This is a genomic window from Streptomyces sp. Tu 3180 (genome assembly GCF_009852415.1).
GTDB lineage: Bacteria > Actinomycetota > Actinomycetes > Streptomycetales > Streptomycetaceae > Streptomyces.
The window spans coordinates 2,250,595-2,276,135 of record NZ_WOXS01000002.1; the positions used below are offsets into that span (position 1 = coordinate 2,250,595).

Annotated in this window: 24 protein-coding genes; 12 read left to right on the top strand and 12 right to left on the bottom strand. The window is 74.6% G+C overall.

Translation table 11 applies throughout. The annotated features are described in order from the left end of the window. Positions 1-117 precede the first annotated feature (117 nt). On the bottom strand, positions 118-2,268 hold the full coding sequence (gene uvrB, locus GL259_RS11070) for an excinuclease ABC subunit UvrB (RefSeq protein WP_159531624.1): 2,151 nt from the start codon (positions 2,266-2,268) through the stop codon (positions 118-120). Between the two features lie 40 nt (positions 2,269-2,308). Beyond that, positions 2,309-3,172 carry an MHYT domain-containing protein gene (locus GL259_RS11075; RefSeq protein ID WP_159531626.1) on the bottom strand — a complete coding sequence of 288 codons (864 nt, stop codon included), beginning with the start codon at positions 3,170-3,172 and terminating at the stop codon, positions 2,309-2,311. Positions 3,173-3,452: 280 nt separating this feature from the next. Here GL259_RS11075 and GL259_RS11080 point away from each other — a divergent pair, with 280 nt between their 5' ends. Together GL259_RS11080 and GL259_RS11085 are read left to right on the top strand one after the other, a co-directional pair. After that, positions 3,453-4,325 (top strand): glycerophosphodiester phosphodiesterase family protein, encoded by an 873-nt coding sequence (locus tag GL259_RS11080; protein ID WP_159531628.1) that lies wholly within the window; start codon positions 3,453-3,455, stop codon positions 4,323-4,325. A gap of 51 nt (positions 4,326-4,376) precedes the next feature. Further along, positions 4,377-4,931 (top strand): methylated-DNA--[protein]-cysteine S-methyltransferase, encoded by a 555-nt coding sequence (locus tag GL259_RS11085; RefSeq protein ID WP_159531630.1) that lies wholly within the window; start codon positions 4,377-4,379, stop codon positions 4,929-4,931. Between the two features lie 24 nt (positions 4,932-4,955). Here the strand turns inward: GL259_RS11085 and GL259_RS11090 are convergent, their stop codons facing one another. After that, positions 4,956-5,384 carry a VOC family protein gene (locus GL259_RS11090; protein ID WP_159531632.1) on the bottom strand — a complete coding sequence of 143 codons (429 nt, stop codon included), beginning with the start codon at positions 5,382-5,384 and terminating at the stop codon, positions 4,956-4,958. 100 nt (positions 5,385-5,484) lie between these two features. Here GL259_RS11090 and GL259_RS11095 point away from each other — a divergent pair, with 100 nt between their 5' ends. From GL259_RS11095 to GL259_RS11105, 3 genes are all read left to right on the top strand, one after another. Next, positions 5,485-6,396 (top strand): pseudouridine-5'-phosphate glycosidase, encoded by a 912-nt coding sequence (locus tag GL259_RS11095; RefSeq protein ID WP_159531634.1) that lies wholly within the window; start codon positions 5,485-5,487, stop codon positions 6,394-6,396. 8 nt (positions 6,397-6,404) lie between these two features. Then, positions 6,405-7,445, top strand: coding sequence for a sugar kinase (locus tag GL259_RS11100; RefSeq protein WP_243762285.1), 1,041 nt, complete (start codon positions 6,405-6,407; stop codon positions 7,443-7,445). A 141-nt stretch (positions 7,446-7,586) separates the two neighbouring features. Then, complete coding sequence (locus tag GL259_RS11105; protein ID WP_159531636.1) at positions 7,587-8,714, top strand: magnesium and cobalt transport protein CorA; 1,128 nt, start codon at positions 7,587-7,589, stop codon at positions 8,712-8,714. A 37-nt stretch (positions 8,715-8,751) separates the two neighbouring features. Here GL259_RS11105 and GL259_RS11110 read toward each other — a convergent pair whose 3' ends face one another. Both GL259_RS11110 and GL259_RS11115 read right to left on the bottom strand, forming a co-directional pair. Continuing rightward, complete coding sequence (locus GL259_RS11110) at positions 8,752-9,180, bottom strand: CBS domain-containing protein (RefSeq protein ID WP_159531638.1); 429 nt, start codon at positions 9,178-9,180, stop codon at positions 8,752-8,754. Between the two features lie 182 nt (positions 9,181-9,362). Continuing rightward, positions 9,363-10,004, bottom strand: coding sequence for a uridine kinase (locus tag GL259_RS11115; RefSeq protein WP_208026457.1), 642 nt, complete (start codon positions 10,002-10,004; stop codon positions 9,363-9,365). A gap of 99 nt (positions 10,005-10,103) precedes the next feature. Between GL259_RS11115 and GL259_RS11120 the strand changes: the two genes are divergently transcribed. The 3 genes from GL259_RS11120 to GL259_RS11130 all read left to right on the top strand — a co-directional run bounded on the left by GL259_RS11120 (position 10,104) and on the right by GL259_RS11130 (position 13,063). Beyond that, positions 10,104-10,802 (top strand): DUF2293 domain-containing protein, encoded by a 699-nt coding sequence (locus GL259_RS11120; protein WP_159531642.1) that lies wholly within the window; start codon positions 10,104-10,106, stop codon positions 10,800-10,802. A gap of 145 nt (positions 10,803-10,947) precedes the next feature. After that, entirely contained in the window at positions 10,948-11,427 is a 480-nt protein-coding gene (locus GL259_RS11125; protein WP_159531644.1) for an anthrone oxygenase family protein, read from the top strand. Positions 11,428-11,572: 145 nt separating this feature from the next. Next, entirely contained in the window at positions 11,573-13,063 is a 1,491-nt protein-coding gene (locus tag GL259_RS11130; protein ID WP_159531646.1) for a glutamate synthase subunit beta, read from the top strand. A 280-nt stretch (positions 13,064-13,343) separates the two neighbouring features. Here GL259_RS11130 and GL259_RS11135 read toward each other — a convergent pair whose 3' ends face one another. From GL259_RS11135 to GL259_RS11145, 3 genes are all read right to left on the bottom strand, one after another. Further along, entirely contained in the window at positions 13,344-14,147 is an 804-nt protein-coding gene (locus GL259_RS11135) for an SAM-dependent methyltransferase (RefSeq protein ID WP_159531648.1), read from the bottom strand. A gap of 83 nt (positions 14,148-14,230) precedes the next feature. Then, positions 14,231-14,515 (bottom strand): DUF397 domain-containing protein, encoded by a 285-nt coding sequence (locus GL259_RS11140; RefSeq protein ID WP_159531650.1) that lies wholly within the window; start codon positions 14,513-14,515, stop codon positions 14,231-14,233. Beyond that, the gene (locus tag GL259_RS11145; protein WP_159531652.1) at positions 14,516-15,376 is read right to left on the bottom strand and encodes a helix-turn-helix transcriptional regulator; all 861 of its coding nucleotides are present in this window, start codon (positions 15,374-15,376) and stop codon (positions 14,516-14,518) included. A gap of 223 nt (positions 15,377-15,599) precedes the next feature. Between GL259_RS11145 and GL259_RS11150 the strand changes: the two genes are divergently transcribed. The 3 genes from GL259_RS11150 to GL259_RS11160 all read left to right on the top strand — a co-directional run bounded on the left by GL259_RS11150 (position 15,600) and on the right by GL259_RS11160 (position 19,184). After that, the gene (locus tag GL259_RS11150) at positions 15,600-16,274 is read left to right on the top strand and encodes an ATP-binding protein (RefSeq protein ID WP_159531654.1); all 675 of its coding nucleotides are present in this window, start codon (positions 15,600-15,602) and stop codon (positions 16,272-16,274) included. Next, on the top strand, positions 16,271-16,714 hold the full coding sequence (locus GL259_RS11155) for a hypothetical protein (RefSeq protein WP_159531656.1): 444 nt from the start codon (positions 16,271-16,273) through the stop codon (positions 16,712-16,714). The genes GL259_RS11150 and GL259_RS11155 overlap by 4 nt, the downstream gene beginning before the upstream one ends. A gap of 583 nt (positions 16,715-17,297) precedes the next feature. Continuing rightward, positions 17,298-19,184, top strand: coding sequence for an ABC transporter ATP-binding protein (locus GL259_RS11160; protein WP_243762286.1), 1,887 nt, complete (start codon positions 17,298-17,300; stop codon positions 19,182-19,184). Positions 19,185-19,218: 34 nt separating this feature from the next. Here GL259_RS11160 and GL259_RS11165 read toward each other — a convergent pair whose 3' ends face one another. From GL259_RS11165 to GL259_RS11175, 3 genes are all read right to left on the bottom strand, one after another. Beyond that, a complete protein-coding gene (locus GL259_RS11165; RefSeq protein ID WP_159531658.1) occupies positions 19,219-19,404 on the bottom strand; it encodes a hypothetical protein in 186 nt (61 codons plus the stop codon). A gap of 359 nt (positions 19,405-19,763) precedes the next feature. Continuing rightward, the gene (locus GL259_RS11170) at positions 19,764-21,143 is read right to left on the bottom strand and encodes an amidohydrolase (protein ID WP_159531660.1); all 1,380 of its coding nucleotides are present in this window, start codon (positions 21,141-21,143) and stop codon (positions 19,764-19,766) included. 4 nt (positions 21,144-21,147) lie between these two features. Beyond that, positions 21,148-23,112, bottom strand: coding sequence for an FUSC family protein (locus tag GL259_RS11175; RefSeq protein ID WP_243762287.1), 1,965 nt, complete (start codon positions 23,110-23,112; stop codon positions 21,148-21,150). 407 nt (positions 23,113-23,519) lie between these two features. Here GL259_RS11175 and GL259_RS11180 point away from each other — a divergent pair, with 407 nt between their 5' ends. Then, a complete protein-coding gene (locus tag GL259_RS11180) occupies positions 23,520-24,473 on the top strand; it encodes an expansin EXLX1 family cellulose-binding protein (RefSeq protein WP_159531664.1) in 954 nt (317 codons plus the stop codon). Positions 24,474-24,747: 274 nt separating this feature from the next. Here GL259_RS11180 and GL259_RS11185 read toward each other — a convergent pair whose 3' ends face one another. After that, positions 24,748-25,515 carry a nucleotidyltransferase domain-containing protein gene (locus tag GL259_RS11185; RefSeq protein ID WP_159531666.1) on the bottom strand — a complete coding sequence of 256 codons (768 nt, stop codon included), beginning with the start codon at positions 25,513-25,515 and terminating at the stop codon, positions 24,748-24,750. Positions 25,516-25,541: the final 26 nt, after the last annotated feature.

Below are 25,541 nucleotides of genomic sequence, written 5' to 3' on the forward strand. Positions count from 1 at the left end.
ACCGACAGTGACGTACCCAGGTCCGCACTTTGTGTCGGTCTTGCAACACAGTCCGTACCGGGCGGGGTCCGAAACGCGCCGAAGGCGCCGGTCGCGGGCCGGCGCCTTCCGCAGCCGTCAGGACAGGCCGGCCTCCTGCATCTGCCGCAGTTCCTTCTTCATCTCGGAGACCTCGTCGCGCAGCCGGGCCGCGATCTCGAACTGGAGGTCCGCGGCGGCGGCCCGCATCCGCGCGGTCAGCTCCTCGATCTGCTCGGCGAGTTCGGCGGCGGGGCGGTCGGTCGGCACCGTCTCGCCGGCCTTGCCCTTGGCGCCCTTCGCGCCCTTGGCCGCCTTGGTGCCGAGGGAGGGCACGGGCGCCTTGGTGCCGCCGCCGTCCTTCCCGGCCTTCCCGGCCCTGCGGTAGCCGGAGCCGAGCAGTTGCTCGGTGTCGACGTCCTCGCGGGCGATCTGGGCGACGATGTCGTTGATCTTCTTGCGCAGCGGCTGGGGGTCGATGCCGTTCGCCCGGTTGTAGGCGATCTGCTTCTCCCGGCGGCGGTTGGTCTCGTCGATGGCCTTCTCCATCGCCGGGGTGATCTTGTCGGCGTACATGTGGACCTGGCCGGAGACGTTCCGCGCGGCGCGGCCGATGGTCTGGATCAGGGAGGTGCCGGAGCGCAGGAAGCCCTCCTTGTCCGCGTCGAGGATCGCCACCAGGGACACCTCGGGCAGGTCGAGGCCCTCGCGCAGCAGGTTGATGCCGACCAGGACGTCGAACTCGCCGGCCCGCAGCTCCCTCAGCAGTTCCACCCGGCGCAGGGTGTCGACGTCGCTGTGCAGGTAGCGCACCTGGATGCCGAGCTCCAGGAAGTAGTCGGTGAGGTCCTCGGCCATCTTCTTGGTGAGCGTGGTGACCAGGACGCGTTCGTCCTTCTCGACGCGCGAGCGGATCTCGTGCACCAGGTCGTCGATCTGGCCCTCGGTGGGCTTGACGACGACCTCCGGGTCGACGAGGCCGGTGGGGCGGATGATCTGCTCGACGGTGCCGTCCGAGCGGGAGAGCTCGTACTGGCCGGGGGTGGCCGACAGGTAGACGGTCTGGCCGATGCGCTCCTGGAACTCCTCCCACTTCAGCGGCCGGTTGTCCAGGGCGGAGGGCAGCCGGAAGCCGTGGTCGACCAGGGTGCGCTTGCGGGAGGCGTCGCCCTCGTACATGGCGCCGATCTGCGGGACGGTGACGTGCGACTCGTCGATGACGAGGAGGAAGTCGTCCGGGAAGTAGTCCAGCAGGGTGTTGGGCGGGGAGCCGGGCGAGCGGCCGTCGAAGTGCATCGAGTAGTTCTCCACGCCGGAGCAGGTGCCGATCTGGCGGAGCATCTCGATGTCGTACGTGGTGCGCATGCGCAGGCGCTGGGCCTCCAGGAGCTTGCCCTGCCTCTCCAGCTCGGCGAGGCGCTCGGCGAGCTCCTTCTCGATGTCGTTGACGGCCCGCTCCAGGCGCTCGGGGCCGGCGACGTAGTGGGAGGCGGGGAAGACGTACAGCTGCCGGTCGTCGCTGATGATCTCGCCGGTGAGCGGGTGGAGCGTGGACAGCGCCTCGATCTCGTCGCCGAACATCTCGATGCGCACGGCGAGCTCCTCGTAGACCGGGAAGATCTCGATGGTGTCGCCGCGGACGCGGAAGGTGCCGCGGGTGAAGGCCATGTCGTTGCGCGTGTACTGGATGTCCACGAAGCGGCGCAGCAGTTCGTCGCGGTCGACCTCGTCGCCGACGCGGAGGGGGACCATGCGGTCCACGTACTCCTGCGGTGTGCCGAGGCCGTAGATGCAGGAGACGGAGGCGACCACCACGACGTCGCGGCGGGTGAGCAGCGAGTTGGTCGCGGAGTGCCGCAGCCGCTCGACCTCCTCGTTGATCGAGGAGTCCTTCTCGATGTAGGTGTCCGACTGCGGGACGTACGCCTCGGGCTGGTAGTAGTCGTAGTACGAGACGAAGTACTCGACCGCGTTGTTCGGCAGCAGCTCGCGGAACTCGTTGGCCAGCTGCGCGGCCAGTGTCTTGTTCGGCGCCATCACCAGGGTGGGGCGCTGGAGCTTCTCGATCATCCACGCCGTGGTGGCGGACTTTCCGGTACCGGTCGCGCCCAGCAGGACGACGTCCTTCTCACCGGCTTCGATGCGCCGGGCGAGGTCGGCGATGGCCGTGGGCTGGTCGCCGCTGGGCCGGTAGGGACTGACGACCTCGAAGGGCGCCACCGTGCGTTCGATGTGGGAAACGGGCCGCATGCCATCCACCGTACGACCCCCCACTGACAGCCGGTCCCGGTCAGTGCCTTTGCGGAGCGCGGGAGCGGTGTTCGACGGGGCCCCGGGCACTCGGCCGCCCGCGGGCCGGGGCGCGGCGGGCCGAGGAGTGGGCGGGGACGCCGGGCCTGCGCTCGGCGGGCGCCGCGGCGGGACCGCCCGTGATCAGGAGCGGATCGAAGATCACCACGATGCCCACGAGGACGAGGAGGGCGAGCGGGCCGACCATCATCGGCCCGAGCAGGGCGGCCGCGGGTTCCCCGGCGGTGGGGGCGGAGGTGCCGTGGACGTGCACGTCCACGGCGGCCATCCCGGTGTAGTGCATGCCGGCGACGGCGAGTCCCATGACGAGGCTCGCGCCCACGCTCCACAGGAATCCCCTGGCCCGTCCGGCCGCCCAGAGGGCGGCGGTGGCGGCGGCCATGGCGATGGCCACGGACGCGGCGACGGTGGGGACGTCGTACTCCAGACGTCCGTCGAGGCTCATGCCGGCCATGCCGAGGTAGTGCATCGAGGCGATGCCGAGGCCGGTGACGGTGCCCCCGGTGAACAGGGCCGTTCCGGACGGGCCCCGGTAACCGACGATGAAGATCCCGGTGCCCACCATGACGACGGCGACGGCGAGGCTCGCGAACGTCATCGTCCGGTCGTAGTGGATCGGCGTGCCCTCGACGGCGAAGCCCATCATGGCGATGAAGTGCATCGTCCATATGCCGGAGCCGATGGCCGCGGTGCCCAGGGCGAGCCAGGCGGGGCGCCGGGAACGGTTGGCCGTCATGGCCCTGGTGGTGCAGCGCAGCCCCAGGGCACCGCCGAGGCAGGCCATGAGGTAGGCCACCAGCGGTGTGACCAGGCCGTAGCTGAATCCGTCGACCGTGCCCTGCATGCGCGGCTGCCCTTCCCGCCCTGTGCGTCCCGGAATTCCCGATACAAGCCCCCCTCCCAGGGCCGCACCGGCGGCCAGGGTTGACGCAGAGAGTATGACCCCCACCGGAATGGTCGAACGACTTTCCGGCAAAGAAACACGCCCCTGCCCCATATGTGTGCCCCCAGTGTGCGGAGTACGGGCAACTCCGTTCAAACCGCGGCCATCCCGCACCCCTCTCGCGTTGACCCTCGGCTGTCACAGTTGAACCGTCCGTGACCGTTCGACGCGAGGAGTACGCATGCACGCACGCGCTGTCATCTCATCGGCCGCCGCGCTCCTGGGAACCGCCGCCCTCCTGCTCCCGCTCTCCCCCGCCCGGGCCGCCGGCGACACCGCGCGCCCCCTGGTGACAGCCCACCGGGGCGCCTCCGCGTACGCCCCCGAGAACACCCTGGCCGCCGTCGACGAGGCGGCCGCGCTCGGCGCCGACTGGGTGGAGAACGACGTCCAGCGCACCAAGGACGGTGAGCTCGTCGTCCTCCACGACGACAGCCTGCGGCGCACCACCGACGTCGAGGAGGTCTTCCCCGGCCGGGCGCCGTGGAAGGTGAAGGACTTCACCCTCGCGGAGATCGCCCGCCTGGACGCGGGCAGCTGGTTCGGCCCCGCGTACGCGGGCGCGCGCGTGCCGACGCTGGAGCAGTTCGTGGACCGGGTCGAGCACCACCGCCAGAAGCTGCTGCTGGAGATCAAGAACCCGCAGCTGTACCCCGGCATCGAGCGGCAGGCCCTCAAGGTCCTGGGCAACCAGGGCTGGCTCGACCGCCGGCACGTGAAGCACCGGCTGATCGTGCAGAGCTTCAGCGCGGACAGCGTGCGGACCGTCCATGAGCTGAAGCCCGCGGTGAAGACCGGCTTCCTCGGGACGCCGCCCGCGGCGGACCTGCCCGCGTACGCGGCCTTCACCGACCAGATCAACCCCTCGCACGCCTCCCTCTCCGCCGGGTACGTCGCCGCCGTGCACGCCCTCGACGGTGCGCACGGCAAGCCGCTGGAGGTCTTCACCTGGACCGTGAACGACGCGGCGGCCGCCCGGCGGGTCGCCGGGTTCGGGGTCGACGGGATCATCACCGACACGCCCGACGTGGTGCGGGACGCGGTGCGCGACTGAGGCGCCCGCCCCGCCCCCGCGTTGTCGGTGGCGGGCCGTACGGTGGGGCGCATGGACAGCCATGGGCGGTACGAGCAGCGGGTCGTGTGGGCCGTCGTCGGCACCGGCATCGGCCCGCTGCTGCTGGCCGCGACCCGTGCGGGCCTGGTCAGCGTCGTGTTCCACGCCACGGACGCGGTGCGCGACAGCGCGCTGGAGCGGCTGGCGTCCCGGCTCGGCACCGAGCCCGTCGAGGAGCCCGGATCCCCTCTGCTGGCCGAGGCGGTACGCCAGGTCGAGGCGTACTTCGCGGGTGAGCGGCAGGCTTTCGACCTGCCGCTGGACTGGTCGCTGGTCTCCGGCTTCCCCCGCGAGGTCCTGCGGGAGCTGGCGCGCGGCGTGCCGTTCGGCACGGTCGTCGGGTACGGCGACCTGGCGGGACGGGTCGGACAGCCGGGCGCCGCCCAGGCCGTGGGCATGGCGATGGGCGCCAACCCGCTGCCGGTGGTCGTGCCCTGTCACCGGGTCGTGGAGAGCGGCGGCGGCATCGGCGGGTTCGGGGGCGGGCTGGAGACCAAACGCCGGCTGCTGGCCCTGGAGGGCGTGCTGCCCGAGCCGCTGTTCTGACGGCTCGGGCGGCGGGGCCCCGGGTCAGTCGTAGTGGCGCGCTTCGAGGATGTTGCCGTCCGGGTCGCGGAAGTAGAAGCTTCGCTTGGCCGGGCCGCGCGCCCCGAAGGAGTCGTGCGCGAGGTCCGTCACCGGTACGGACTGCTCCTGGAGGCGGCCGCGGAGGGCGTCGAAGCCGTCGGCCGGCAGGGACAGGCAGACGTGGTTGACGGGGTGGCCGGAGCTCTCGGCGGCGCCGGGGAGCATCGTCATGCGTTCGGCCTTGGCCAGCGGCATGAGGTCGAGGATGGTCTCCTCGTTGACGCGCACCGAGGGGAAGGGTGCCTCGCCGGCGGAGAAGTCGGCGAGCCTGACGGGCTCGAGGCCCACCGCCCTCTCGTAGAAGCCGGCGGCGGCGACCGGGTCGCGCACCCAGAGGACGATGTGGTCGAGACGCGTCGTGTGATCCGTCATGGTCCCAGCCTCCGCGATCTCCGCGACGGCCCGCAAGGGGTTTGGCCCGGCCCGCGGCCCGCCAGGGATGAGGGGAGACCGGGAGACGGGAGGCAGGCACGTGGTGCTCATGGTGTCCGAAGAGGTGCGCGGGGCGATCGCCGCGGGCCGGCCGGTGGTGGCCCTGGAATCCACGATCATCGCGCACGGACTGCCCCGGCCGCACAACCTCCGGGTGGCGCTGGAGCTGGAGGCGGCCGTGCGGCGGGAGGGCGCGGTGCCGGCGACGGTCGCCGTGCTGGACGGGCGGCCCCGGGTCGGCCTGGACGAGCGGCAGCTGGAGCGGATCGCGGGCGGGGACGGCATCCGCAAGCTGGGCCACCGCGACCTGCCGCTCGCGGTGGCCGGCGGGGCGAGCGGGGCGACCACGGTGTCGGGCACCGCCCTGCTCGCGTCGCTGGCGGGCGTACGGGTGTTCGCGACCGGGGGGCTCGGCGGGGTGCACCGGGAGTGGACGGTGACCCAGGACGAGTCGGCCGACCTGGGCCTGCTGGCGCGTACGCGGATCACCGTGGTGTGCGCGGGGGTGAAGTCGGTCCTGGACGTACCGGCGACGCTGCAGCGGCTGGAGACCCTGGGCGTCGCGGTCGCCGGGTACGGCACGGACCGCTTCCCGGGCTTCTACCTCTCCGACTCGGGACATCCCGTGGACTGGCGGCTGGACACCCCGGAGCAGGTGGCGGACGTGATGCGGGCGCAGGACGCGCTGGGCGGGCCCGGGTCGGCGCTGGTCGTGGCCAACCCCGTCCCCGAGGACGAGCAGCTGGATCCCGAGCTGCACGCGCGCGTGCTCGACGAGGCGCTGCGCGCGTGCGAGGCGGAGGGGGTCACCGGCCAGGCGGTCACTCCGTTCCTGCTGGACCACCTGGTCCGCCGCACCGACGGCGCCTCCCTCGCCGCCAACCTGGCCGCGGTCCGGGGCAACGTGCGCCTGGCGGCACGCGTCGCGGCGGCGTGGGCCGCCGGGGAGTGACGGGGGCCGTGCGGGACGGGGCGCTGCTGGTCGTCGGTGACGTGATCACGGACGTGGTCGCCCGGCACCGGGGACCGCTCGCCCCGGGGACGGACACGGCGGCGGCGATCCGGACGCTGCCCGGCGGCGCGGGCGCCAACGTGGCCTGCTGGGCGGCGCGTCGGGGCGGCGAGGTGCGGCTCCTGGGCCGGGTGGGGTCGGACTCTGCGGCCTGGCACGAGCGGGAGCTGGCCGCCCGGGGGGTGCGTCCCCTGCTCGTCGTCGACGAGCAGGCGCCGACGGGGACGGTGGTCTGCCTCGTCGACGAGGACGCGGCCGGGGAGCGGACCTTCCTCACCGACAGCGGCGCGTCGCTGCGGCTGGAGCCCGGTGACTGGTCGGACGCGTTGCTGGACGGAGTGGCGCGGCTGCACCTGTCGGGCTACCTCCTGTTCACCGAACCGAGCCGCGCCCTCGTCGCGGTGGCCCTGGAGGCGGCACGCGCGCGCGGGGTGCCGGTGAGTCTGGATCCGGCGTCGGCCGGGTTCCTCCGGCGGTTGGGCGCCGACCGGTTCCTGGCGCTGATCGGGGGCGTGGACGTCCTGCTGCCCAGCCGTGACGAGGCGTGCCTGCTCACGGGGGTGTCCGACGCGGCGGAGGCGGCGGCGCGGTTGAGCCGGCACGTCCCGCTGGTGGTGGCCAAGCAGGGGGCGCGGGGCGCCCTGCTCGCGCGGTCCGGCGAGGTGTGCGCACGCGTCCCCGCCGTGCCGGCGGCTCCCCGGGACACCACGGGCGCCGGCGACGCCTTCACGGGCGCGTTCCTCGCGGCCCTGCTCGCGGGCGCCGACCCGGAGCAGGCGGCGCGGGAGGGGTGCGGGGCGGGCGCCCGGGCGGTGGAACGGACGGGGGCCGTCCGCCCGCGCTCGGCTGACGCACGAGGCGCGGCGGCCGGGGGACGGCCGGTGGGCACGGGCCGGCCGCACCCGGTCCCGGCGGGGAGGGGACGGCCGGAAGGAGACGGGAGGGAATGGGCCGGGAAGAGGCGGGAAGGGGCGTGCCGGAAGGGGTGAACTCCGTTCGCCCACAGCCGGGAACCAAGCGGAATGACCCGTTTCCACAGGTCCGCACGCGGTTCGCGCGGGCCTGGCAGACTGGCGCACCGAGCCGCGGGGAACGGGACCGGCGCGGGGGAACCACGCGAGGAGAACCAGATGTCCATGGCAGGAAACCTGCGGAAGGTCACCGGTCTCGGCAGGGTCGGCGGCCTGCGCGGGATGGCCCGGTTCGCCCGGCGGCGCCCCCGCGTGGATCTGAGTCACCCGGCCCGGTCCCCGCTGGGCTCCTCGGTGGTCAACTGCGTGACGTACCGGGACGGTCGCCGCACGTCCGCGCGCGGGGACCTGGTGGACGCCGTGAAGCGGGTGCGCGAGAGCGGCGACGGTTTCCTCTGGCTGGGCCTGCACGAGCCGACAAACCAGGAGTTCGCGGGCATCGCCGAGCTGTTCGACCTGCATCCGCTGGCGGTCGAGGACGCGGTCGAGGCCCACCAGCGCCCCAAGCTGGAGCGGTACGGCGAGACCTTGTTCGCGGTGCTCAAGACGGTCTGCTACGTCGAGCACGACGAACTCACCGCCACCAGCGAGGTGGTGGACACCGGCGAGATCATGGTGTTCGTCGGGGAGGACTTCGTGATCACCGTCCGGCACGGGCGGCACGGGTCGCTGGGACCGCTGCGCGAGGAGCTGGAGTCCGACCCCGAACAGCTCGTCAAGGGGCCGTCCACGGTGCTGCACGCGATCGCGGACCACGTGGTCGACGACTACCTGACCGTCATCGACTCGGTGCAGGAGGACATGGACCAGGTCGAGACGGACGTGTTCGCGGAGCACGGCGCGCGGGTCGATCCGGGCCGCATCTACCAGCTCAAGCGCGAACTCCTCGAACTGAAGCGGGCCGTGGTGCCGCTCGGCCGGCCCCTGGAGGAGCTCGCCACGCGGCCGATCCGGGTGGTCGCCCCGGAGATACAGGCGTACTTCCGCGACGTCTCCGACCACCTGCAGCGGGCGAAGGAGCAGATCGCGGCCTTCGACGAACTGCTCAACTCCATCCTCCAGGCGCATCTCGCCCAGGTGACCGTCGCGCAGAACGAGGACATGCGCAAGATCACCGCGTGGGCGGCGATCGTCGCGGTGCCGACGATGGTCTGCGGGATGTACGGCATGAACTTCGACCACATGCCGGAGCTGCACTGGCGGTACGGGTACGGCATGGTGATCGGCGTGATATCCGTGGCGTGTCTGCTGCTGCACCGGGCGTTCCGGCGCAGCGGCTGGCTCTGACCCCCGCCCCCGTGCCCGCCGGTGCGGCGGACCGCGGTCAGCCCTCGGTGGTCCTGGCGTAGACGCTCCCGGCCCAGGTGGCGATCTGGTCCTGCGACAGGTGCCGGGCGAGGTCGGCCTCGCTGATCATGCCGACGAGGCGCTTGTCCTCGATGACGGGGAGCCGGCGGATCCGGTGCGTCTGCATCTCCCGGAGGACCTCGCCGACGTCGGCGTCCGCCTCGATCCAGCGCGGTGTCCCCTTGGCCATGTCACCGGCGGTGACCCGGGCGGGATCATGTCCCACGGCGACGCAGCCGACGACGATGTCCCGGTCGGTGAGAATGCCGCACAGCCGCTCGTTCTCGTCGCTGATGGGCAGGGCGCCGACGTTCAGCTCGCGCATCAGCTGGGCGGCGCGGTCGAGGGTTTCGTGGGCGGGGATCCACTGGGCGCCGCGGTGCATGATGTCTCCGGCGGTGGTCATGGGGTGCCTCCCGGTGCCGGACGGCCGGCGCGGCGCGGGGCGCACCGCGAGTCCCGGCGCCCCTCATTCTCACCGCCCCGCCCGCCGCCGGCACCCGGAGGGGACCGCCGGGGCCGGGCGTCCGGCCGGCGGGCCGCCCGTCCCGTCGGGAGCCCCTCCCCCGTGCCCGGGTCCCGGCGGTCTCAGCCGCGCCATGCCGGATGCCGGGGGTCGTCGGCCCGTACCAGCACGTCCGCCGTTGCGGCCGGATCCGTCTCCCGCTCGTAGCGTTCGAAGGCGGGGAGGGTCCAGTGCTCGGCCTCGGGGGTGCGGCGGCGCAGGGCGCCCGGGGAGAGGAGGACGTGGACGGTCAGGTCGAAGGGGAACCAGTGGCGCAGGAGGAGCGGACCGTGCATCACCAGCACGCCGCCGGGCGGGAGCCGGACGTAGGGGCTGCGGGTGGCGCGGTCGGTGACGGGGTCCCACAGATCGGGCAGGACCCGTCCGCTCCCGCCGGGTTCGAGGGGACCGAACACCTCGCGCCACAGGGCGCCGGTGTCGTACCAGCCGCCGTAGTAGGACTCCACGTCCCGGTGGCCGTACTCGAGGCGGACGGAGGCGGGGCGCAGAAAGCCCCCGGCGCCCACGACCAGGGAGGGACGGCCGCGTATCCGCAGCGCCCCGGCGATCCGCTCGGCGAGGTCTCCCGGGCGGGCGGCGGGGGCGCCGTCGACGGCGAGCCGCGGCCAGGGACCGCCGTCGGCCGTCTTCAGCTCCAGCAGGCGCTCGGCGAGGAGGTCGCCGAGCCGGTCCCAGGTGATCGCTTCCAGTCGCACACGGCCCATGATGCGTCAACGGCCGCGCGGGCCGCACGGACGTGCGCCGGGCGGAGCACGCGGTGCCCGGCACGTGGCCCCCGCCCCGTCGGGGGGAAGGAAGGACGTATGGCATCCCGCACAACTTCCCTCTGGGGCTTCGGACTTGTCGTCCACCAGCCGCTCAGGAGGCGCCACTGCGCCGGCTGCCGCCGTGGTCCCCTCCCCCTGCTCGTGCTGGAGAACGGCGCGCCGCGCTGTCTCGACTGCGCCGACCTGGGCCATCTCGTCCTCGTGCCGCGCGGCGACACGGCGCTCACCCGCAGGGCGCGGGAGGAGAGCACGCTGTCCGCGGTGGTCGTGCGGTTCGACCGGCGCAGGGGCCGGTACGAGCGGCAGGGCGTCCTGGTGGAGGAGGCGGCGCTGGCCCGGGCCGAGCGGCGCTGTCTCGCGGACGCCGAGGCACGCCGACGGCGCCGGGCACGGGACGCACGGCGGCGGGCGGCCGAGGACGCGCGGTTGACGGAGGCCTTCGCGGCGGAGATACGGAGGCTGTTCCCCGGGTGTCCCGCCGAGCGGGCCCGGGACGTGGCCGCGCACACCTCGGTCCGGGGCAGCGGGCGGGTGGGCCGGAGCGCGGCGGGCCGGGCGTTGTCCGAGGGAGCGGTGATCTCGGCGGTCGCGGCGTCCGTACGGCATCTGGACACGCCGTACAACCGTCTGCTGATGAGCGGGGTGCCCCGGCACGAGGCGCGGCGGCGGATCGCCCCGGCCGTGGAGACGGTGCTGGCGGGGTGGTCGGGGGCCGGGCAGGACTCCGCCGGGTGACGGCACGCGCCGCCGCCCGTGGACGCTCGCGCATGCCGCCGCGCTCCCCGGCCATGGCCGGCCGCACCCCCTTCGCCTTCACTGGGGGTGACGGCGCAAACGGTGACGGCCGGGCGTGATCCCGGCCGACGAGGGAATGGACGACATGACCGACGGGCCGTACTTCGTGCTGACGGTGCTGGGCGTGCTCGGGACCGGGCTGGTGGCCGGGGTCTTCTGCGGCTTCTCGGCCTTCGTGATGAGGGGGCTCGCGGCCCTGCCGCCCGCGCGGGGCGTGGCCGCGATGCAGGCGGTCAACGTGGCGGCGGTGCGGCCGGCCTTCATGGTGCTGTTCCTCGGTTCGGCGGTGCTGTGCGCGGTGCTCACCGTGGTGACGTTCGTGCGGTGGCCGCAGGAGGGGGCGGTCGAGTCGCTGGTGGGCGGCGCGCTGTACCTGATCGGATCCTTCGGGCTCACCGCGGTCGCGAACGTGCCGCGCAACGACGCGCTGGCCGGGCTCGACCCGGAAGGCGCGGAGGCGTCCGCGTACTGGCCGGCCTATGTGCGCGAGTGGACGAGGTGGAACCACCTCCGCACCCTCGCCTCGGCCGGGGCGTCGGTGGCGTACCTCCTGGCGCTCACCTGACGGACTCCCGTACCGGCCCTCGGGAAAGCGCTGTCCGGCATCCTGCGGGCCCGCGCGAGCGGACGTATCGTGACCGGAGGACGGCCGAAGGGGTGCCGCCCGACGACGCACGGCCCCGTCACCCGCGCACGCAAGGAAGACGGCCATGGCCGATCCCAGGGGTTTCCTGACCACGCCGCGCCAGGACTGGCCGCGCAGGCCGGTGGAGGAACGGGTCCGGGACTGGAACGAGGTCCACGTCCCCGGGGCGCTGCTGCCCCTCATCGGCCCGCAGGCCGGCCGCTGCATGGACTGCGGTGTCCCGTTCTGCCACGAGGCCTGCCCGCTGGGCAACCTGATCCCCGAGTGGAACGACCTGGTCTCGCGCGGGGACTGGCGGGCCGCGGCGGAGCGGCTGCACGCCACCAACAACTTCCCCGAGTTCACCGGCCGGTTGTGCCCGGCGCCCTGCGAGGCGGGCTGTGTCCTCGCCATCAACCAGCCGGCCGTCACCATCAAGAACGTCGAGTGCGCCATCGCCGACCGGGCCTGGGAGGAGGGCTTCGCACCGCCGGCCCCGCCGGAGCGGCTCTCCGGCCGGACGGTCGCGGTCATCGGCTCGGGCCCCGCCGGACTGGCCGCCGCCCAGCAGCTGACCCGGGCCGGCCACACGGTCGTCGTGTACGAGCGGGACGACCGGATCGGCGGGCTGCTGCGGTACGGCATCCCCGAGTTCAAGATGGAGAAGCGCCATCTGGAGCGGCGCGTCGAGCAGATGCGGGCCGAGGGCACGAAGTTCCGCACGTCCACGACGGTCGGGCGCGACGTCGACGCCGCCGGGCTGCGGGCGCGTCACGACGCGCTGGTGATCGCCACGGGGGCGACCGCGTGGCGGGAACTTCCCGTACCGGGACGGGAACTCGCCGGGATACACCAGGCGATGGAGTACCTGCCGCTGGCCAACCGGGTGTGCGAGGGGGACCTGGAGTCGTCGCCGCTGTCGGCCGCGGGCAGGCACGTCGTCATCGTCGGCGGCGGTGACACCGGCGCCGACTGTCTGGGCACGGCCGTGCGGGAGGGCGCCGCGTCCGTCACCCAGCTCGACATCTACGCCCGGCCGGGCACCGAGCGGGACGACGACGCCGAGCCCTGGCCGACGTACCCGAAGCTCTACCGGCTGTCCCCGGCGCACGAGGAGGCCCGCGATCTGCGGACCGCCCCGGCGGCGGACGCGGACGCGCGCCTGTTCGCGGCGTCCACCCTGCACTTCACCGGCGACGCGGGCGGACGGGTGCGTGCACTGCACCTGGTGGAGGTGGACGCCGGACGCCGGCCCGTGCCGGGCACCGAACGCACCCTGCCCGCGGATCTCGTGCTGCTCGCGCTCGGCTTCTCCGGGCCGGACCGGGGGGACGGGCTCGTCGACCGGTTGAACCTCGCACTGGAACCGCGCGGCACGATCGCGCGGGACGCCGGCTTCGCCACCGACGTGCCGGGCGTGTTCGCGGCCGGGGACGCCGCCCGCGGGCAGTCGCTCATCGTGTGGGCGATCGCCGAGGGCCGCGCGGTGGCGGCGGCCGTCGACCGCCACCTGACCGGCGGCACGACCCGGCTCCCTGCGCCCATCGGCCCGTACGACCGGCCGATGACGGCCTGACCGGCACCGGGCGCATGCCGCGCGGGTGCCGCACGGATCCGGTCGATCGCCGCGCGGGTGCCGGACGCGTGCCGTTCCGGTCCTCACCGCACGCCGTGCGGGGGCCGGCCGTGCGCGGGCGGACGACCGGCGGCGGTCCGCCGTCCGGCACGGAGGGGCCGCCGTGGGCGGAGCGGTGCCGGAACCCAGGGCTTCATGCCCCACCGCTCCGCCCACGGCGGCACGGGGTGCGGCCACGGACCGGTGAGGAACCGGATCCGGGCCGCCGCCCCGCCGGGGGTCAGGGCTTGCGCCCCACCGCCCCGTAACCCGGGATCACCCCGTCGTCCTGCCCCTCGACCGGCTCCCCCAGCTCGGGGTGCCACTGGTGCGGCACCTGGACGCCGGGCTCGACCAGGTCGAGACCGTCGAAGAAGCGGGTGAACTCCTCGCGGGAGCGCAGCGCCAGGGTGACGCCCGCGGCCTTGAGCTTCTCCGTGGCCGCCATCGACTCCTCGGGGGTGAAGTCGGCCGTCGCGTGGGTGACGACCAGATGGCTGCCGGAGGGCAGGGCGGCCAGCAGCCGCCCCACCAGGTCGTGCGCCCCGTCCTCGTCGGGGACGAAGTGCAGCAGCGCGATGAGCGACAGCGCGATCGGCTCGGTGAAGTCGAGGACCTTCCGCGCGCCTTCCAGGATGGCGTCCGGGTCGCGCACGTCCGCCTGGAGGTACTCGGTCGCCCCCTCGTCCGTGCCGCGCAGCAGGGCCGCCGCGTGGGCCAGCACGATGGGGTCGTTGTCGCAGTACACGACGCGCGCGTCGGGTGCGATCCGCTGGGCGACCTGGTGGAGGTTGGGCTCGGTGGGGATGCCGGTGCCGATGTCGAGGAACTGGCGTATGCCCCGGCCGGCCAGCCAGCGCGTGGCCCGCTGCATGAACGCACGGTTCACCCGCGCCATCACCGGCACCCTCGGGTCCAGGGCCAGCATCTGCCGGCCCATGGCCTCGTCGACCGGATAGTTGTCCTTGCCGCCGAGGTACCAGTCGTACATCCGCGCGGGATGCGGCCTGCTCGTGTCGATCTCGACGGGGTGCTGCCCGGTCATGACGGACTCCATGAGTCTCTGCAACTGTTAGTGGTCAATTCAGTGCCAAGTCAGGTGGAACAAAAAAGGGGCGGCAACAGGCCTCAGGACAGCAGGAAGTCCGCCTCTCCCGCCTTCGCTCCTTCGATGAAGGCCGTCATCTCGGCGGAGGTGTAGATGAGCGCCGGTCCGTCCGGGTCGGTGGACTGCCGTACGGCGATCCGGCCGTCGTCGAGCTTCATCGCCTCCAGGCAGTTGCCTCCGTTGCCGCCGCTCCACGGCTTGTGCCATCCCTCGCTGCCCAGCTCCCGCGCGGGCATGCCGTTGTAGATCCGCTCGGTGCGGGCCCGCGGCTGGGGCAGGGACTTGAGGGACTCCGTGAGTTCCATTCACAGCTCCTTGCGGAGATCCCGGAGGATCTCCTTCGTGCGATGTGCCGTAGCGGCCTGCGCCGCCATGCGGTCCATGACCTCGAGGTGGGTCGCCACCTCGGCGCGCGCGTCCAGGTAGACGGCGCCGGTCAGGTACTCGCTGTAGACCATGTCCGGCAGTTCGGACACGGCGAATCGGAACAGCACGAACGGCCCGTACGTGCCGGGGTGCGGCCCGCCGGCGAACGGGGCGACCTGCAGCGTCACGTTGGGCAGCTTCGTGGCCTCGAGCAGTCTGTCGATCTGGGCACGCATCACCTCCGGGCCGCCGACCGGGCGGCGCAGCACGGTCTCGTCCATCACGACCCACAGCCGGGGCGCGTCCTCGCGGGTGAGCAGTTCCTGCCGCTGCATGCGCAGGGCGACGTGGCGCTCGATGTCCTCGGGCTGCGTCTGCCCGACGGCGCCCGAGCGCAGCACCCCGCGCGCGTAGTCCTCGGTCTGGAGCAGTCCGGGGACGAAGTGGGGGTCGTAGCTGCGGATGAGGGAGGCGGCGCCCTCCAGGCTGACGTACATCGAGAACCAGCCGGGCAGGATGTCGTGGAAGCGCTGCCACCAGCCGGGCCGGTTGGCCTCCTCCGCCAGCTGCACGAACGCCTCGGCCTCGTCGTCGCCGACGCCGTACGCCTTCAGCAGGAGCTGGAGGTACGGGATCTTCAGCGCGACCTCGGCCGTCTCCATGCGGCGGATGGTGGCGGGGGCCACCCGGAGGACCCGGGCGGCCTCCTCCCGCTTGAGCCCCGCGCGTTCCCGCAGGTCCAGCAGGCGCCGGCCGAGGACGACCTGGCCGACCGTCGGCGCGGACCGCGGTTCGCTCACGCTCCACCTCCACGAAAAGGAATGCTGACAGCCCGGCGGCGCCGTTCGAGGACCCGTTCCGAGGGCCGTCGGTCCGATCATCGACTCGAACAAGCCTTCGGGAGCCTCAACTGGCGCCGCGCGAGGTGCTGTTGCGAGCAGTGTGCCACGCCCGTCCAGACCGTCACACAGCACTCTGCATTTTTCAGAGTGGCACTTGCCAAGTGTTCACGGCGGGGCGATAGTGGCAAGCGTGATTCCGTCCGCGCCCTTAGGAACAGACGCCGCCGCAGGTTCCGTCGGCCTCGGCGCCGCCTCGGGAGCCGGCCCCGCGGGGGCCGCCGCCGAGCGCCGGTTCCGCTTCGAACTGGCCGCTCATCCGGGTTCCCCCGCCCAGGCCAGACGCCTGACGAGGGCCCGGCTGACCGGCTGGTCGGTGTGCGAGGACACCTGCGACACGGCGGCCCTGATCGTCTCCGAACTGGTCACCAACGCCATCGTGCACACGGCGAGCAGCCACATAGTCTGCGAGCTGCACGACGGCGACGGCCTCGTGCGCATAGCCGTGCAGGACGAGGGCTGCGCGCCGGGCCGCCCGCGGGCGAACACCCGGCAGCGGCCGGAGGAGGAGCACGGCAGGGGCCTGCTCCTCGTCGACACCCTGTGCCACGCGTGGGGGGCCCTCGAGCACGGCCCCGGGCTGCTGGTCTGGGCCGACCTGCCCCGCGAGGCCGACGCCCCGTGCGATCCCGCGGAACCCCGCGACGACCTGGGCTGGGGTGCCCGCCCGAAGCCCGGACCGTCCCGCGGCCCGGACGACGGCGACCGTGACGGCGACGGGCCCGACGGGACGCGGCGCACGGGAAAGAGCCCGGCCGTGCCCCCGCAGCAGCACCGCCGGGACGGGGGACGGGCGTGACGAGCACGTCCGGCACCCGGGTGGTGAGCCTGGACACGCTGGTCCGCCTCCAGCGCGCGCACCGCGCCCCCGGCACGCTCCGGCGGCTCCCGGTACCCGACGGCATGACGGCCCCGATGGGCTGCGACGCGGTGGCGACGCCCGCCCGCTTCGGCCCGCTGGTGATGCCCCGGCTGCCCCGGGTGGGCTGCGTCTACGCCGACGAGGCGCACTGGTGGTGGCTGGTCCCGTCCGACTCGGACTACGCCCTGGAGTGGCCCGCCCCCGCGCGCTACGCCACCGGCGCGGTCCTCCCCGACGCCCCGGACCTTGCGGTCCTGCCCGGCCTGATCCACCGCCCCGAGGGCACGCTCCCCTACACCCCGCCGATCCCCCTCTATCTCGCCCTGTGCCGTCTGACGGGCACCACGCCGGCCTGGTCCCGCCCGGTCAGCGCGTAACGGGCGGGCCGGCACCCTCCGGCGACGCCCGGCCGCCCTCCCACGGCTCCGGCCGCCCCCTCCCACGACTCCGGCCGCCTCTCCCCGCCCCCGGTCGCCCGGTGCCGTCCGGAAGGACGCACACCGCGCCCGCGCCACCCCCGCATCGCTCCGCGCCTCTCCGCGCCGCTCCGTGCCCGGCCCGGCGCACGGTCCCGCGTCCGCACACCCGGGCCCGGCTCTCAGCGCCCCCGCCCCGACCGATTCCCCAGGTCGTGCGCCCGCGCGCATCCTCCGCTCCGCTCCGCGCCCTGCCCCCGCGGGCCGCGCCCCGCCATAGTGGCCGTTCGTCGGACTCGGCGATCGGGGGAGGCCAGCGGTGGGAAGCGCACGGGGATCCGGGGCTCCGAGGCCACGGTCACGGGAGGCGGACGAACCGGGAACGGACCGCGCACCGGGCACGGACCGCACTGCGGGCACGGACCGTCCCGGCGGGCGGAGGAGGCCCTGGCGCCCCGCCCGCCGCGGGAAGCGGCCCGAGCCCGGCGCCCCGCCCCTCTCCGAGTCCGAGCGGCTGCTCTTCGGGGGACCGCTGCGCTACGACATGGGCTGGAACCAGCACTCCGAGGCCTTCCTGGAGCTGAACTTCCGCGCCATGATCACCCGCCTGCCCTCCCTGCTGGCCTCCAGCCTCCGGCTCGCCCTGCAGGCCGACCGGCGGGCCGCGCGGACCGTGCTGGCCGCCGAGGTGGGCCGGGGCCTGGCCCAGGCGGTGAGCCTGCTCGCGGTCAACAGCGTCCTGGGCCGGCTGCTGGGTGACGGTCCGATGGAGGAACGGCTGCGCGGTGCCGTGCCCGCCCTCGTCGCGGTGGCCGCCGTCATGATGGTCGCGGCGCTGCTGCGGGCGGCGAGCACCTACGCCACCGGACGCCTCGAACCCAAGGTCGAGCGGGTGGCGACCGAGCTGTACCTGGAGCGCGCCGCGGCCGTGGAGCTGGCCGCGATCGAGGACCACGCCTTCCACAAGCTGCTGGACACCGCCCAGCACGGCGCCTCCTCGGCCCGCCGCATGATCATGTACGGCACGCGGGTGATCAACGCGGCGATCTCGCTGGTCGCGGCGGCCGGCGTGCTCACCGTGCTGCATCCGGCGCTGCTCCCGCTGCTGGCGACGATGACGCTGCCGAGCGCCTGGAGCGCGCTGACGAACGCGCGCCGCCGCTACGCCTCGTTCCACACCTGGGTGCAGCACGCCCGCGCCGGCCAGTTGATCAGCCGCCTGCTCACCGAGCCGGAGGCGGCACCGGAGATCCGGGTGCACGGCGTCGGCCCGTTCCTGCTGCGCCACTTCCGGGCGATGTCGGAGACCGCGGAGGCGGAGCAGGCCCGGCTGGCCCGGCTGGCGGCCCGTACGGGTCTGTTCGCGGCGGCGTGGACGGGCCTGGCGACGGTGGCGACGTACGCCACGCTCGGGGGGCTGCTGCTGGCCGGGGCGATGGCGCTATCGGTCGCGGGCACGGCGATGATCGCGATCCGCACCGGCTCGGCGAGCCTGGAGACCCTGGTCCTGGAGGTGAACCAGTTGCACGAGGAGGCCCTGTTCGTGGGCGATCTGCAGCGGCTGTACGTCGAGGCGGCCGAGCGCGCGATCCCCGTGGGTGGTCTCCCGCTGCCGGACGACCCGCGGGAGATCCGCTTCGAGAACGTCACCTTCCGCTACCCGGGTGACGCCGCCCGTCCCGCCCTGGACGACGTCTCGCTCACCCTGCCGCTGGGCCGGATCGTGGCGCTGGTCGGCGAGAACGGCTCCGGCAAGACGACCCTGGTCAAGCTGCTCGCCGGCCTGTACACGCCCGAGCGGGGGCGGATCCTGTGGGACGACGTGGACGCGGCGGCCGTGGACCGGCGCCGGCTGGCCGAGCGCATCGCGATGGTGGCGCAGGACTTCAAGCGGTGGCCGTTCACGGCCCGGGTGAACGTCCTCCTGGGGCGGCCGTCGGCACCGGTGAGCGAGGAGCGGCTGGCCGCGTCGATCGCCGAGGCCGGGGCCCAGTCGGTGGTCGAGGACCTGCCGCGCGGCCTGGACACCCTGCTGGCCCGGCACTTCAGCGGAGGCCACGAGCTGTCCGGGGGACAGTGGCAGCGGCTGGGGATCGCACGGGCCGCGTACCGGCGCGGGCGCATCCTGATCGTGGACGAGCCGACGGCCGCCCTGGACGCCCGGGCCGAGCTGGAGGTCTTCGACCGGATCCGGGCCCTGGCGGACGGCGGCCAGACGGTCGTGCTGATCACGCACCGGCTGGCGTCCGTGCGTCACGCGGATCTGGTGCACGTGCTCGACCAGGGCCGGCTGGTGGAGTCCGGATCACCGGAGGAGCTGCTGGCCGCGGACGGCCTCTACGCGGAGCTGTACGCGCTCCAGGCGGAGCAGTTCACCGCGGCGCCCTCCCCGTCGCCGGCCGGGAAGGTGCCGTCGCCGAAGGCGGGCTGAACCGGCCGGTCCGGCCGGCTGCCGGGCCGGCGGCTCACGCCGTCACGTCACCGCCCCCGTCGCCGCTCCGCACGATCACCAGGAACATGTCGGTCGCGAGGTCCATGACAACCTCGGCGGGCAGGCCCTCCAGACGCCGCGCCTGCGCGAACTCCTCCGCCGGCCAGGACCCGCGCGGCCCACCTGCGGGAAAGCGTTCGAGCACCGTTCGCCCGTTCACCCTGCCACCTCCATGTAGCGCTGTACTCGTAGAGTTAAACGCCAACCATGGGGCGAACGCCTCGTCCGGTGACGGTACTGAGACGTAGTTGACACCTGTTCACCGCCAAGTGTGAGCGAGCTCTCGTCTTTTCGGAGTAATCCGTCGCCGTCCGCGCCGTTCCGCACACGCACCGTGATATCGGATGTGCTCGCCTCTCACAGGCGCCTCGGGAGTCGACGCGCGCCCCTGGGTTCCTCGCACTCCCCTGCCGGCCGGACGCGGTGTCCTCGCCGCAGCCGCCGGGGTGCGAGGGGCGGCGCGGCGGGGTCGAGAAGGCGGGGCGGAGCCCTTCGCGCGCCCGCGGGGTTCCGCCGGTTTCAGGTGTCGTACTCCTGGACGCGCCGGCCGTGGCCCCGCTCGACGAGGGCGGGCAGCCGCTCCCGCAGCTCGCTCACCACCGCCGGGACGTCGAGGGTGAGCAGGCGCCGGTCGCGCATCAGGATCCGGCCGTCGACGACGGTCGTGCGGACGTCGGCGGCGCGGGCGCTGTGCACCAGCGTCGCGGCGAGGTCGTGCACCGGCTGGGTGTGCGGGCCGGTGAGGTCGACCAGGATGATGTCGGCGCGGCGGCCGGGGGCGATGCTGCCGGTCTCCCCGCCGAGGCCGACCGCCCGGGCGCTCTGCAGGGTGGCGTGGTGCAGCGCCTGCCGGGAGGTCAGCCACCGCGGGTCGCCCTCCGCCGCCTTCTGGATCAGCGAGGTGAGCGCCATCGACTCCCACACGTCGAGGGAGTTGTTGGAGGCGGCGCCGTCCGTGGCGAGTCCGACGGGGATGCCGATGTCGCGCAGGGCGCGCACGGGTGTGGTGGTGGGCCAGGCGAACCTGAGGTAGCCGCGGGGCGCGGTGGCCACGGCCGTACGGCCGCCCGCGCGCTCCAGCGACGGCAGGTCGCTGTCGAGGATGCCGGTGCCGTGGGCGATGAGCACGTCGGTGTCGAGGATCCCGGTGCGTTCCAGGACCTGGACGGGGGTGACGCCGTGCCGGGCGAGGCTGGTGTCGGTCTGGTCGCGGTTCTCGGCGGCGTGCAGGTGCACGGGAAGCCCGTGCTCGCGCGCCAGCTCCGCGGTGGCGGCGAGGTCGGCGTCGTCGACGGTGTAGGGGGCGTGCGGGGCGAGGGCGGTGGTGACGCGGCCGCCGGCGAAGCCGCGGTGCCGCAGCGCGAACTCCAGCGACCGCTCCCTCCCCCGCGGCCCCTGGGAGGAGAAGTACGCCTCCCCCAGCAGCGCCCGCATGCCGCACTCGGCGACGACGGCGGCGACCGCGTCCATGGCGAAGTAGTGGTCGGCGAAGCAGGTGACGCCGCCCCGGATCATCTCGGCGCAGGCGAGCCGTGCCCCCAGCTCGACGTCCCGCTCGGTGAGGTTGGACTCCACCGGCCAGATCACGTCGTTGAACCACTCCCCGGTCGGCAGGTCCTCGGCGAGACCCCGCAGGGCGACCATCGGCGCGTGGGTGTGGCAGTTGATCAGGCCGGGCAGCGCGACCTGCCCCCGGGCGTCGATCCGCTCCCCGGCCGCCAGGCCCTCGACCGCCTCGGCGCTCGTCACCGACTCCACGGCCCCGTCGCGCACGACGATCGCCGCGTCGTGGGCGAACCCGATCCGCTCCCGGTCGTCGTGGGTGAGGACGGAGCATCCGGTGATGACGAGATCGGCCGGCCGCTCCGCGGCGGCGGACGTCGTCGCGGTGGGCGTCATCACGTCACCGTACGACGCCCTCCCGGTCCGGGGCGGGCCGAACCGCGGCATCGCCGTCGCGGCTCCGTGGCGGGGCGGGCCGGGCGCGCGTCCCGGCCTCGGCGCGAGCCCCGTCCGGCAGCTCCGGAAGGCGCAGCCCCGTCCGGTCGCGGCGCCGGACGAGTTCGTCCCGGAGCTCGGCGAGCCGCTCGGCGTGCCGGGGGCCGATCCGCCCGGTGTCGTCGAGGTGGACGGCGCAGGCGGTGATGGTGTCGACGAACTGTTCGAGGAGGGCGGCGACCTCGTCCGTGCCGTCGGTGTGCCGGGCCAGCGGAGGGAGTTCGGCGGAGGCGAGGGCGATGGCGGTGCGGGCCTCGGCGAGGGTGCGGTAGGCCTCGCGGCGCAGGGCCCAGCGGGCGGCGCGGTCGCCGGTCCCGCCGAGCACGTGGTCGAGGTACGCCTGCGCGGCACCGCCCGCTTCCGCGAGCCGGGCGCGGATGCCGCCGCCGCGCTGTCCCGGCATCGGCAGGTGCCCCACGACCAGCACGACGGCACAGGCCAGCAGCGTCTCGCTGATCCGGACGACGGAGACCTCGGGTTCGCCGCCGACCATCACCAGGGCGAGCACGAGCACGGTGACGACGGCGGTCTGCGCGGCGAAGTGCCGGGTGGCGACCGGGATGAGCGCCCCGCTGACCGCCACCAGCGCGATGAGCCCTTCGGGCCGGGGCAGCACGGCGGCGAGCCCGGCGAAGAGGAGCGCCCCGAGCACGGTCCCGGCGGCCCGGCACAGCACCCGGGAGGCGAGCGGCCCGAGGTCGGGCTTGACGAGGAAGACGGCGGTGGCGGGCAGCCAGTACCAGTGCTCGTGCTGCCCGTACCAGCGGGCGTGGTGCAGGGCCTGGGCGATCGCGACGCCGGCGCCGAAGCAGAGGGCGACCCGCATCCCGTACTCCCGCCCCCGCACGCCGAGGACGGTCCGCACCAGGGCGGCCCGGGACCGCTTGCGGCCGTGCAGGTCACCGCCCTCGGCCCGGTCGAACGCCTCGGCGGCGTGCAGGAGGGCGTCGTCGAGGGCGCGCAGCGCCGGGGCCGTGCGGGAGGGTGCGGGCAGGCGGCCGGTGGGGGTGTTGGCGCGTACGGCGGCGGCCAGCCGCCTGGGGCCCTCGGCCGCGCGGGCGGGTACCGGCTCCCCCGCCCAGGCCAGCGCGGTCGCGGCCTCGGCGAGCGGCAGCACGGCGGCGTACTGCGCGTGCAGCCGGCGCTCGGCCGCGGAGGAGGCGTACCTCCGCAGCCGGGGCCCGGCGAGTGCGTCCTGCGCGTGGTCGAGGGCGGCGGTGAGCGCGGCGCGGCGGGCGGTGGCCGCCGGTGACCCGGCGGCGTCGAGCAGCGCGGCGACGGCCTCGTACGCCCCGGCGACGGCGTTGCGTTCCCCGTCGAACCGGAAGCCGAAGCGGAGGTCCCCGGCGAGCGAGCCCGGCGTGGGCAGCGCCAGCCGCAGCAGGAGCAGCCACCCGGCGCCGGCGAGGAAGGCGAGCGCCCGCTGCCATCCCGGCTCGGGCAGCGGCATCCCGGCCCCGACGGCGGCCCCGACCAGCACCTGGGTGCCGACGGAGGAGCCGACGGGGCCGAGGGCGCTGATGCCTCCGGCGACCAGGCCGAGGCCGGTCAGCAGGAGCGTGAGCAGGACCGCCGGGGTGTGGTCCCCGGCGTACGTCCCGAGGGCCAGCCCGGCCGCCCCCGCGAGCGCGGGCGCCCCGAGCCGCCCGATCGAGGCCCGCCGGCTGCCGGGCCGGTCGTTGATCCCGGCGAGCATGGCACCGATGGCGGCGACGACCCCGAGGGTCGGCCGCCCGAGCGACACGGCCCCCGCCAGCAGCGGCCCGGCGGCCAGCGCGCCCCGCACGACCGCGCTCCAGGGGACCGGCCCCCGCTGGGTCCGCAGGGCGTGGGCGAGCCAGAGGGGCAGGGCGGGGGCGGATCGTGACACGGGGCTCCAGTCGTCGCGTCGGGGCGGGTGGGCTCGCGGGCGGCGGTGACCGGGCTGGTGGGGTGTGGTGTCCACGGTAGGCGGCGGGGTCGAAGAGCAGCGAACGGCCGTGTTTCCGGGATGTGACGATGCGGGACGAAAGACGCGCCCCTCGTGAACACACTCCGCGCCGCGTCCATTCCACCGGGTTCCCGCGGGGGCCGTCGCCGTGCGCGCGGGTGCGCGGCCGGGTCTCGCCGTCCCCGTGCGGACGACCGGGGCGTCACGCCCGGCCCGCCGGACCCGGCCGGCCCGTGGGGGCGGAGGTTTTCCGCAGCACGCCGCCGGACGTCCGGCAACCTTTCCGGCGGCTGTGACCACTGCCGAGGCGGAAGCGCGTGTCTCCCGAACCACGTAAGGACTCATCCGTGGCATCCCCCTCCCACCGCCGCCCCCGTCGCGAGCGGCGCGGCGCCCTGGTCCCGGCCGTCGCCGTGGCCGCCGCCGGGCTCCTCATGTCGCTGGTCGTCGCCCTCGCCCCCGACGACGGGTCCGGCACCGCGCAGGCCACGGCCACGGCCGCGTCCGCCACCGGCACCGGCGTCCGGCCGAGCGTCCCGCCCACGGCGACCGGGCGGGAACCGGGGGCGAAGCCGTCCACGGCGTCCCCGGCCCCGGAGCCCTCCGCGACGACCGCGTCGGCCCGGCCGTCGCGCGCGAGCACCCCCGCGCCCGCCCCGCGCCCGGCCTCCGGCGGGGCGCCGTCGGCGGGGCGGATCCGGCCCGGGGTCACCTACAGCGGAGTCGCCACCCATTACGACGCCGGGGACGGGAACGGCGCCTGCCTGTACGGCCCGAGCCCCGACCTCATGGTCGCGGCGATGAACACCACGGACCACGAGACGTCCGGGGCGTGCGGGGCGTACGTCCTCGTCCGCGCGGCCGGCGGGGCCTCCGTGACGGTCCGGATCACCGACGAGTGCCCCTCGCCCTGCGCCCCCGGGCAGCTCGACCTGAGCCGGGAGGCCTTCGGCAAGCTCGCCGGCCTCTCCGCGGGGCGGATCCCGGTCACCTGGAGCCTGCTCAGCCCCGGCACGTCCGACACCGTCTCGATCCGCTACAAGACCGGCTCCAGTAGCCACTGGTGCGGCATCCAGGCGATCGGCCACCGCAACCCGCTGGCCCGCCTGGAGGTCGGCACCGGCTCCGGGTGGCACCGGCTGACCCGCACCGAGTACAACTACTTCCTCTCCCCCGACGGCACCGGATGCGGCGGCGCCCTGAGGCTCACGGACATCTACGGGGAGCGGCTGACCGTCGAGGGCGTCCCCGTGCGGCCGGACGCCGTACAGCCGACCCGCGTCCAGTTCGCCCGGCACTGACACGGTGCCGTCCGCCCGGCGGGCACCCGGCTCGCGGCGACGGGGAGCAGTGGGCGGGCCCGCTGGGGTTCCCGCCGGTGGCGCGGCGGGCCGGTGCGCTCCCCGGGCGCCGGCGGACGACCGCGGTACCGGTCCCTCCGCGACTCCGGCGATGACCGTGGACCGGTGCCGGGGCCCTTGAAGCGGTACGTCGTGCCCGTGCGCACGCCCTCGTCGTCGCGGGACCGTCCCCGGGTGGTCTCCGCTGCGACGACGCCCCCGCGGCCCGGGGCCGTCAGCCCTCCACCGACCGCCGGAGGATCTCCTCCGCCTCGGTGACGGCTGCCGCGAGGGCATCCGGTCCGGCCGTCAGCCCCTCGAGCAGGGCGTCGACGCCGGTCAGCCCCGCCCGGCGCACCAGGCCCTTCTCGTTGGTCACCCACTCCCCGCGCGCCGCCATCACCGCGTGCGCGGTCTGGGTCGCGGCGACGGCGATGCTTCCCGCGACCTGGGTGAGGGCGCCCTGGGGGGCGTGGCCGGTCCTCGCGTAGGCGAGGGTGGCGGTGGCCGTGCCGTGCCAGCGGGGCGGGGCGGACGCGCGCAGTGCCGGCGGGTAGGCGGCGGGGCGGGGCAGGCCGCCCCGCAGCACCTTGTTGATCGCGAGCTCGGCGACCAGCAGGTAGGTCGGGATGCCGGCGAGGTGGAACAGCAGCGGCTCGACGCGGAACCGGCCCGCCTCCGCCTCCGCCAGCTCGTGCTCGACGACGTCGAGGTCGCGGTAGTGGACGTCGACCCGGCGCCCGTCGATCGTGAGCCAGGCGCCGCCGTTGAAGACACCGCCGCCCCAGTCGCCGATCCCGCAGACCTCGCCCTGCCAGCCCACGGCGCGCAGGTCGTCGGGGTCGAAGGAGCCCCGGTAGTAGACGGCCAGGTCCCAGTCGCTGCCGGGCCGTTCGGTGCCCTGGGCTCGCGAGCCGCCGAGGGTGACGGCCAGGACGCCGGGGAGGGCGGCGAGCCGGTCGGCGGTCGCCTCGAGGAAGACCTGGTCGGGGAGGGAGGGCACGGCTGCGGCTCCTGACGGGCGGGGAC

Bases quoted from the DNA above. Each gene is read 5' to 3' on its own strand.
- uvrB (WP_159531624.1), bottom strand. From the start codon at position 2,268: ATGCGGCCCGTTTCCCACATCGAACGCACGGTGGCGCCCTTCGAGGTC.
- GL259_RS11075 (WP_159531626.1), bottom strand. From the start codon at position 3,172: ATGCAGGGCACGGTCGACGGATTCAGCTACGGCCTGGTCACACCGCTG.
- GL259_RS11080 (WP_159531628.1), top strand. From the start codon at position 3,453: ATGCACGCACGCGCTGTCATCTCATCGGCCGCCGCGCTCCTGGGAACC.
- GL259_RS11085 (WP_159531630.1), top strand. From the start codon at position 4,377: ATGGACAGCCATGGGCGGTACGAGCAGCGGGTCGTGTGGGCCGTCGTC.
- GL259_RS11090 (WP_159531632.1), bottom strand. From the start codon at position 5,384: ATGACGGATCACACGACGCGTCTCGACCACATCGTCCTCTGGGTGCGC.
- GL259_RS11105 (WP_159531636.1), top strand. From the start codon at position 7,587: ATGTCCATGGCAGGAAACCTGCGGAAGGTCACCGGTCTCGGCAGGGTC.
- GL259_RS11110 (WP_159531638.1), bottom strand. From the start codon at position 9,180: ATGACCACCGCCGGAGACATCATGCACCGCGGCGCCCAGTGGATCCCC.
- GL259_RS11115 (WP_208026457.1), bottom strand. From the start codon at position 10,004: ATGGGCCGTGTGCGACTGGAAGCGATCACCTGGGACCGGCTCGGCGAC.
- GL259_RS11120 (WP_159531642.1), top strand. From the start codon at position 10,104: ATGGCATCCCGCACAACTTCCCTCTGGGGCTTCGGACTTGTCGTCCAC.
- GL259_RS11125 (WP_159531644.1), top strand. From the start codon at position 10,948: ATGACCGACGGGCCGTACTTCGTGCTGACGGTGCTGGGCGTGCTCGGG.
- GL259_RS11130 (WP_159531646.1), top strand. From the start codon at position 11,573: ATGGCCGATCCCAGGGGTTTCCTGACCACGCCGCGCCAGGACTGGCCG.
- GL259_RS11135 (WP_159531648.1), bottom strand. From the start codon at position 14,147: ATGACCGGGCAGCACCCCGTCGAGATCGACACGAGCAGGCCGCATCCC.
- GL259_RS11140 (WP_159531650.1), bottom strand. From the start codon at position 14,515: ATGGAACTCACGGAGTCCCTCAAGTCCCTGCCCCAGCCGCGGGCCCGC.
- GL259_RS11160 (WP_243762286.1), top strand. From the start codon at position 17,298: ATGGGCTGGAACCAGCACTCCGAGGCCTTCCTGGAGCTGAACTTCCGC.
- GL259_RS11170 (WP_159531660.1), bottom strand. From the start codon at position 21,143: ATGACGCCCACCGCGACGACGTCCGCCGCCGCGGAGCGGCCGGCCGAT.